Origin of the sequence: Streptomyces sp. SP17BM10 (assembly GCF_036322405.1) — a bacterium.
Lineage (GTDB): Bacteria > Actinomycetota > Actinomycetes > Streptomycetales > Streptomycetaceae > Kitasatospora.
This window is the reverse complement of record NZ_JAQYXB010000015.1, coordinates 1-391: the sequence shown is the minus strand read 5'-3', so window position 1 is coordinate 391 and position 391 is coordinate 1. Positions and strand designations below refer to the sequence as shown.

Genomic DNA, 391 nt, shown 5'->3' with positions numbered 1-391 from the left:
GTGTTTTGTTTCGCTGGTGGGTGCAGCGCGCCCAGGTGGGTTTTAGGGGGCGTTTTTTTTTTTTAAGTTGGGGGGGGGTATGTTTTATTGTTTTCTTGGTTCGCCCTTTTTGTTGTGTGGTTTTTGGTTATCTTTGTTTTTTTTATTTTTGTAGGTGGTCGCGCGATTTTGCTTTTTTTGTTGTTGTTATTTTTTTTTTTTTTTTTTTTTTGTGTTTTTTTTTTTTTGGGTTTTTTTTTTATTTTTTTTGTGGTGGTTTTGTTTTGTTTGGTTGGTGGGTGAACTTGGCGGTGTTGGGTTGTTGGGGGAGTTTTTTTTTTTTATTGTGGGGGGGGTTTTTTTTTTTTATTTTTTTTTTTGGACTTTTTTTTTTTTTTTTTTTTTTTTTTTT

At 32.5% G+C, this 391-nt stretch carries 1 protein-coding gene; it reads left to right on the top strand.

What is annotated here, in order from left to right; genetic code table 11:
• Nucleotides 1–154: 154 nt before the first annotated feature.
• On the top strand, nt 155–391 hold a 237-nt coding region (locus PUR71_RS40785), incomplete at its 3' end, for a hypothetical protein (RefSeq protein ID WP_329924224.1).